Raw genomic sequence first — 6,556 nt, forward strand, 5'->3', positions numbered from 1 at the left:
CAGCGCCCCTCCTTGGATATTGACGGTATCCCCGGAAGCGCTGATGTTGGTTATCCATACCCCCTGGCCGGGGATCTTGCGCCGCAGCTCTTCCAAGATGGCCGACCAAGGCTGGACGGATCCCAGAAAGGAGCGGAACCCTTCCGTTTGGGCGCGAATGGTTTGCAGCTCTTGATTGGCATTCTGCAGCTGGGACAACTCAGCATTGGCTGTGCTGAGCTCACTGTCAAGGCGAGCCCGCTCCGCCCTCAAGGTTTCTCTCTGGCGGGAAAAGCTGTCTTGGAAATACCAAAAAGCTCCCATCGCTACAGCAGCAACAGCAACCCCCAGGCCAATGGCCGGGATCCAATTCTGGGATCCCTCTGCAGCCTCAGCTGCGACTACTTCTCCCCCACCTGTTCGAGCTGTGGTGAGGACATCCGGCCTTTCTTTGAGGAAATTGATCTCCGGTGTGTACATCTCTTTAACCGCCTTGTGCGCTATTCCATCGGTTGGGCGAGCTTGCGCTGCCTGCTGCCGCTACTTGGTGTCTTCCCGTAACGCCAACCCCAGGGCCACTCCCATTGCTGGGCGTTCCTCCAGGGGCAGTTCCACTGAATCCGGCACGACAATGTTGCCAAAGGGATCCGCCAACTCCACCGCCACGCTCAACGACTGAGATAAGAAGCCGTCGATTTGGCCGATGCTTGCCCCAGTTCCGGCCAGCAGTACTTTCACCACAGGCGAGCTGCTTTCTGTGCTCGTAAAGAAGTCGATGGAGCGCTTCAGTTCATCCGCCAAATCGGAGACAACGCGCGTTACTGCTGCTACACCGGGATTGCTGGGCGCTGGCTGTTCTCCCGTGGCCAAAATATCGGTGGGGTTGATCAAGGGTAACCTCAGAGTTCGCAACAGGTCGCCGGTGCGGCTAACCGGCAGATTCAGGGATTGGGCCAGCACCTGCCGCATGTGGATGGTGCCGATGTTGACGGTGCGGGTAAATTGCGGGATCCCGTTCACCAAAATGCTGATCTCGCTGCTGTCGTAGCCGATGGAGCTGAGCAACACGGCCTCTTGGGGGCCGTACTGGGTTAGCTGGTCGCGGATGGTGCGAATGAGGGAGAAGCTGGCCAGCTCCACACAGCGCACCTGCAAGTTGGCCACCTGCAGCACCTCCAGGTAGTTGTCCACCACCTCTTTGGGGATGGCCACCAGCAAGACTTCGATGCGCTCAATGCCATCCTGGGAAAGATCGAGACCCAAGGGTTGGTAATCGACATCCGCCTGATCCCGCGGATAGGGAATGTAAAGTTCGGCCTCCTGCTCCAAAACCACCCGGCGCAGCTCATCGGCAGGTAGGTCGGCAGGCAGGCGAATGAGACGAACAATGGCCTCCCTTACGGGCACTGCTGTGGCTGCCGGCAGGTTGGTGGGTACCTTGTTTTCATTGAGCAAATTCATCAGGATCAAGCCAACTGTGCTCGGATCGAGGATGCGCCCTTCGACCATCGCCCCTTCCGGCATTTCCACGCTGTGGTAGTGGGCCAGACGATAGCGACCATTGCCCTGCTTTTTCAGTTGGGCAACGGCGATACGCTCGGGGTTGATGTCCACCCCAAGCATGGTTCGGGTTTTGGAGCCACCGAGAAAGCTAAACACGCCGGGAAACCCCGCCCTTTGCGCTACTGCTAGAGGCATACTACCCAATTTGTAGGTGGGTTACCACTGTTCGCCATTGGCCGCGGGGAAATCCTTGTCTGGGCCGATCCCTCCCTGCCAGCCGCAAGTGCAGGGCTTGCGCGGTGTTGAGCGGTGTTGGAAATTCGCTTGACTCAACGGGTCTGTTGCCGCGCCCACTCACGGAACTGTTGTAACCGCTCACAACCCTTCTTCCTCGAGGGCCTGGACGTTTTGCACAATCCGGGAGAGCTCGTTTTTCTCATCCACATTGATGCGGGTCGGGGATCCGCTGATGATGCGCTCGTAGCCCCGGAAGGAATCGCGGATTTGGATGCCCGCATTGGAGATCAGGTACTCGCGGATCCCTTTGTCGTGCCAGGATCCCCGCATTTTGAAGACGTTGAGGGCGCGGGCCATTTCTCCGCGGATCTCCACGTATTGCAGCAGGATAATCGTGTCGGTGATGGTGGAGATGTGGGATTCGGTGATGGAATGGGATCCCATGAATTGGTCGGTGGTGTTGGTGAAAAAGCCGGTGATCTCCTCCTGCTTGGCCAGGCCAGTTACCCCGATTACAAACTGGCGGAAGGCATTTTGGCTCACCCCCCGCGCCAGCGCCGACAGGGAGTCGATGGCCATGCGGGAGGGCTTGAAGGCCATCATCTCGGTTTTGATCTTCTGCAGGTGGTCTTCCAGGCCGGCAGATTCTGGGTAGGCGCAGATGATCTTGAGGAGGCCCTGCCGCTCGAACTCTTCCAGGTCAATGCCCCAGGAGGAGGCGTTGCGGGACAGCTGCGCCCGCGACTCTTCGTAGGCAAAGAGAATGCAGCGTTCCCCATCCAGGCAGCCCCGCTCCAGGAATTTGCTCACCAGCGAGGTTTTGCCCGTGCCGGTGGCGCCGGTGGCCAAAATAATCGAGTCCTTGAAGAAACCGCCGCCGCACATTTCGTCCAGCTTCTCGATGCCGGAGGAGACCCGCACGTTGGAGGAGCGCTGGGTCAGTTGCATGGCTCCCAGGGGGAAGATGTTGATCCCGTCGTTGGTGATGGTGAAGGGATATTCCCCCTTCATGTGGGTGGTGCCCCGCAGCTTCAAGATCTCGATGGTGCGCCGCCGTTTCTCTCCCTCCAGGATGTTGCGTAGGATCACCACGTTATCGGAGACGAATTCCTCTACGCCGTAGCGGGCGATGGGGCCGTACTCGTCGGTGCGCTCCGTGGTCATGACGGTGGTGACGTTGGCCTGCTTGAGGCGGGCCGTCAGGCGGAACAGCTCCCGCCGCACCACACCGGCAGGGTCGTACTGCTGAAAGATGGCCGTCACCGAGTCGATGGAGACCCGCTTGGCTTTGTATTTGCGAATGGCGTACTGGATGCGCTCGATGAGGGCCGACAAATCAAAGTTGCCGCTCACCTCATAGCCTTCGGGATCGGGGGAGGCATCCAGGATAAACAGTTGGCCCCTGTCGATGAGGGCCTGCAGATCCCAGCCAAAGCTGGAGGCATTGCGAATGATATCGGCGGGGGTTTCCTCAAAGGTGACGAAGATCCCCGGCTCTTGATACTTCACGATGCCGTTGTAAAGGAACTGCATGGCAAACAGGGTTTTGCCGGTGCCGGAGGTGCCGCTGACCAAGGTGGTGCGTCCCAGGGGTAGCCCACCGTGACTGATGTCTTCAAAGCCCTCGATGCCCGTCTGTTTTTTGGGGATCCCTCGCAGCTCTGAGAGATCCGCTCGGTGGTTGTCTGGGGTTGGTTCGGTGGAGTCCTCTGCGGTGTTATCTTGTGGCTTTTCTGGCTCAGAAGGCCCCAATGACTGGTTCATCCCACTCTCCTTGCTCCTGCAGCCTGTCTCAAGCCTCTTCGTCCAATTCTTCGTAGAGCAGATCCAGGCCGATGAGCACTTTCTCGCGGTTGGACAGGTCGCCAATAATCTTCCGCACCGGTGGCGGCAGGATTTTGGCCAAGGTCGGCGTTGCCAAGATCTTATCTTCCTCTGCCAGTTGCGGATTTTTCAAGACATCGATCACCTTCAGGCTGTACACGCCGCGGAACTCCTTTTCTAGGATGTCTTGCAAGGTGCTGAGGGCACGCAGAGAATTGGGGGTGTTGCCCGCCACGTAGAGCTTGAGAACATAGGCTTTGCGAGTGGACATATCTAAGGATCCCTTGGGGCAGGTTTGGGAATGGAGCGGCGGTACATTTCGCTCAGGTGGGCCATCACATCGATCAGGGTAAGGCGGTAATCCAGCAGGATCTCTTCGCTGCGGCCTTCCAGCTTCAATTGTTTGGCAAAGTCTTCCATCAAGTTCATGTGCAGCTCCAGCAGTTGAGCAGCGCCGATATCGGCAAAAAAGGCCAAGGCCACCAGTTCATCGATGCGGGCATTGGCGGTTTCGGGAGACTGAAAGTATTCCAGGACAATCGCCTGGTAAAGGCCGCGCAGCCGTTGCATCAAAGCTCGCTGCTCGTGGGGCGGAAGGCGGCGATAAAACAGCTCCGGGTCACGATGATAGTACACTCCGGCATAGCTCAGCCGTTCTCGCAATTTCTCCGCCAGCCGTCGCTGTTGTTGGTTGCTGTAGGCCAGGTAGGGCTGATCGCTCGGATGCACTGGGCCCTGCGGGAGGCCGCAAGTGGGAGACATCTGCAGAAACAAGGCGATGGCCCGATCCACCAGCAGCTCCAAGACGGAAGGGGATCCCGAAGCGGTACAGTCGGCCCGCACCTGCCCCTTCAGCTCCTGCGGTGAAATGGGACGAACGAGGGTGGCGTTGTGATAGAAAAACTGCTCCCGCTTGAGCAATGCCTTCACCAAAGATGAGGTGGCAGGGATCTGTCCTTCGGTCTCCGGTGTTTCCTTTGGCAGGTGGGATTCTTCCAGCACAATCGCCAACACCGTCGGCAGCAGCAGTCCCCACGCGCAGAGCTGATTGCCCAGATCGTGCAGCTCTTGCAGCCGAGTGGGATCCACCAGGAGCACCAAGCAATCGACATGGCCGTCTTGTCTCCTGAGAGCCTCTAGGAAGGTAGCTTGATCCTGAAAACACTCGACAACAAAGCGTTCAGGGGGTAGCCAGTCCTCGCAAGCTAGGGGCTCTCCTGCTGGCGGCTCCCAATCCAGCAACAGGTTGATGCGCAGTGGATGGGTGTCAGGCAACAAGACAAAGGATGAAGATATATTTCCTATCTTAAATCTGACCGGGATCCGCGCTCACCGGCCAGAGGAAAAGAGCGGGAGAAAAACCTAAACTAGGGGTGAGTGAGCTGCTGCCGAGATCCCTATGGTGCCCCTGATCATCGACTGTGACCCTGGCCAAGACGATGCGGTGGCTCTGCTGCTGGCTATGGCGTCGCCAGAAGAGCTGCAATTGCTGGGCATTACCACGGTGGCTGGCAATGTCTCCTTGGACAAAACCAGCCGCAATGCTCGACAGATCTGTGAATTGGCCGGTCAGCCGCAGATGGGGGTGTATGCTGGCTGCCCCCGACCTCTCTTGCGCCCTCTGGAAACCGCCGAGCAGGTGCATGGCAAAACCGGGATTGATGGAGCGGATCTGCCGGAGCCCCAGATGCCTTTGGGATCCCAGCATGCGGTGGAGTATCTGATTGAAACCCTGATGGCTGCCCCTGAGCCGGTTACCTTGGCTTTGCTGGGCCCGATGACCAACTTGGCAGTGGCCCTGGTGCAGCAGCCCCGGATTGTGGAGCGCATCCAGCGGCTGGTGTTTATGGGGGGATCCGCCTTTGAGGGGAATGTTACCCCGGCAGCCGAGTTCAACATCCTCACCGATCCCCACGCCGCCCAGATCGTGCTCAGCGCCGGGATCCCGGAGGTGGTGATGCTGGGCTTGCACGTCACCCAACAGGTCCTCAGCACGCCGGAGCGGATTGAGCGCATCCGCGCCCTGGGCACCCGCGTTGGGCAGACGGTGGCCAATATGCTCACCTTTTACGGTAAGGTCGACGTAGAACGCTACGGGCTACCGGGAGGGCCATTGCACGACCCTTGTGTGATCGCCTATCTGTTGCAGCCGCAGTTGTTTGAGCTTAAGCCCTGCTACGTCGAGGTGGAAACTGCCAGCTCCTTGAATCTGGGCCGGACGGTGGTGGATCGCTGGGGATCCAGTGGTCGCCTCGCCAATGTTCAGGTGGCTTTTGGGGTGGATGCCCAGGGGTTTTACCACCTGCTCACCGAGCGCTTGGGCCGTTACCAATAATTCCGATAGTCCTTGATAGTTCTGATCCTTAATCCTTGAGGCCAGATCCGAAGGTGGAGAATCCCAGCGCCGTCCAACGTGCCAAGCTGGAGTGGGTGAACCTGCCCACCGCCGTCACCCTGCTGCGGCTGGCAGGGATCCCTTTTGTTTTGCTGGGCCTGAGCCTGCGATCCCCACTGGGGGAGAGGTTGGCCCTCTGGGCGTTCCTGTTGGCGGCGGCAACCGATTGGCTGGATGGCCATTTGGCCCGCCGTTATGGGCTGGTAACGGATGTGGGCAAGGTTTTGGATCCCTTGGTGGATAAGCTGCTGGTGTTGGCGCCGCTGCTGGGCTTGTTGGAGCTGGGGCGGATCCCTGCTTGGGGAGTGTTTTTGCTGGTGGGGCGGGAGCTGGCCATCGCCGGCTGGCGGGTCAACCAGAGCCAGATCCGCGGCGCCAATCTCTGGGGCAAAGCCAAGACGGTAACCCAAATCCTGGCCATTGCTTTGCTGATTCTGGGGTGGCCGGGAGGGATCCCTTGTTTTTGGGTGGCGGTGGTTCTCACCCTGATCTCGGGCCTGACCTACTTGCACGCCGATCATCCCCATCATGCGAAGTCACCCGGCAGGTCATAACCTCTGTCAGATCCCCCCGCCCCTCGCCGACAGAGGAGCATGACTCTAGTCAATAATAAGCTCA

General features: G+C 59.0%; 7 protein-coding genes. 2 read left to right on the forward strand and 5 right to left on the reverse strand.

Features of this window, described 5'->3' with window-relative positions:
* From NW856_RS03040 to NW856_RS03060, 5 genes are all read right to left on the reverse strand, one after another.
* Window positions 1-459: PilN domain-containing protein (locus NW856_RS03040; protein WP_414399028.1), on the reverse strand; the 459-nt coding region annotated here is incomplete at its 3' end.
* Window positions 460-519: 60 nt separating this feature from the next.
* Entirely contained in the window at window positions 520-1,677 is a 1,158-nt protein-coding gene (gene pilM / locus NW856_RS03045; protein ID WP_414399029.1) for a type IV pilus biogenesis protein PilM, read from the reverse strand.
* 180 nt (window positions 1,678-1,857) lie between these two features.
* Window positions 1,858-3,483, reverse strand: a complete 1,626-nt coding sequence (gene kaiC / locus NW856_RS03050) for a circadian clock protein KaiC (RefSeq protein ID WP_011432142.1) — start codon at window positions 3,481-3,483, stop codon at window positions 1,858-1,860.
* A gap of 28 nt (window positions 3,484-3,511) precedes the next feature.
* Window positions 3,512-3,814: a circadian clock protein KaiB gene (kaiB, locus tag NW856_RS03055; RefSeq protein ID WP_011430723.1), complete on the reverse strand. Its 303-nt coding sequence runs from the start codon at window positions 3,812-3,814 to the stop codon at window positions 3,512-3,514.
* A gap of 2 nt (window positions 3,815-3,816) precedes the next feature.
* Window positions 3,817-4,821 carry a circadian clock protein KaiA gene (locus NW856_RS03060; RefSeq protein ID WP_414399031.1) on the reverse strand — a complete coding sequence of 335 codons (1,005 nt, stop codon included), beginning with the start codon at window positions 4,819-4,821 and terminating at the stop codon, window positions 3,817-3,819.
* A gap of 121 nt (window positions 4,822-4,942) precedes the next feature.
* On the opposite strand from NW856_RS03060, the gene NW856_RS03065 reads away from it, so the two are divergent.
* Both NW856_RS03065 and pgsA read left to right on the forward strand, forming a co-directional pair.
* Window positions 4,943-5,878: a nucleoside hydrolase gene (locus NW856_RS03065; RefSeq protein ID WP_414399033.1), complete on the forward strand. Its 936-nt coding sequence runs from the start codon at window positions 4,943-4,945 to the stop codon at window positions 5,876-5,878.
* 95 nt (window positions 5,879-5,973) lie between these two features.
* Entirely contained in the window at window positions 5,974-6,492 is a 519-nt protein-coding gene (gene pgsA / locus NW856_RS03070) for a CDP-diacylglycerol--glycerol-3-phosphate 3-phosphatidyltransferase (protein ID WP_414399034.1), read from the forward strand.
* Window positions 6,493-6,556: the final 64 nt, after the last annotated feature.

It is taken from the genome of Synechococcus sp. R3-13 (assembly GCF_047462195.1).
In the GTDB taxonomy this organism is placed as follows: Bacteria; Cyanobacteriota; Cyanobacteriia; order Thermostichales; family Thermostichaceae; genus Thermostichus.

Coding starts and splice junctions, on each gene's coding strand:
- pilM (WP_414399029.1), bottom strand. CDS start 1,677: ATGCCTCTAGCAGTAGCGCAAAGGGCGGGGTTTCCCGGCGTGTTTAGC.
- kaiC (WP_011432142.1), bottom strand. CDS start 3,483: ATGAACCAGTCATTGGGGCCTTCTGAGCCAGAAAAGCCACAAGATAAC.
- kaiB (WP_011430723.1), bottom strand. CDS start 3,814: ATGTCCACTCGCAAAGCCTATGTTCTCAAGCTCTACGTGGCGGGCAAC.
- NW856_RS03065 (WP_414399033.1), top strand. CDS start 4,943: ATGGTGCCCCTGATCATCGACTGTGACCCTGGCCAAGACGATGCGGTG.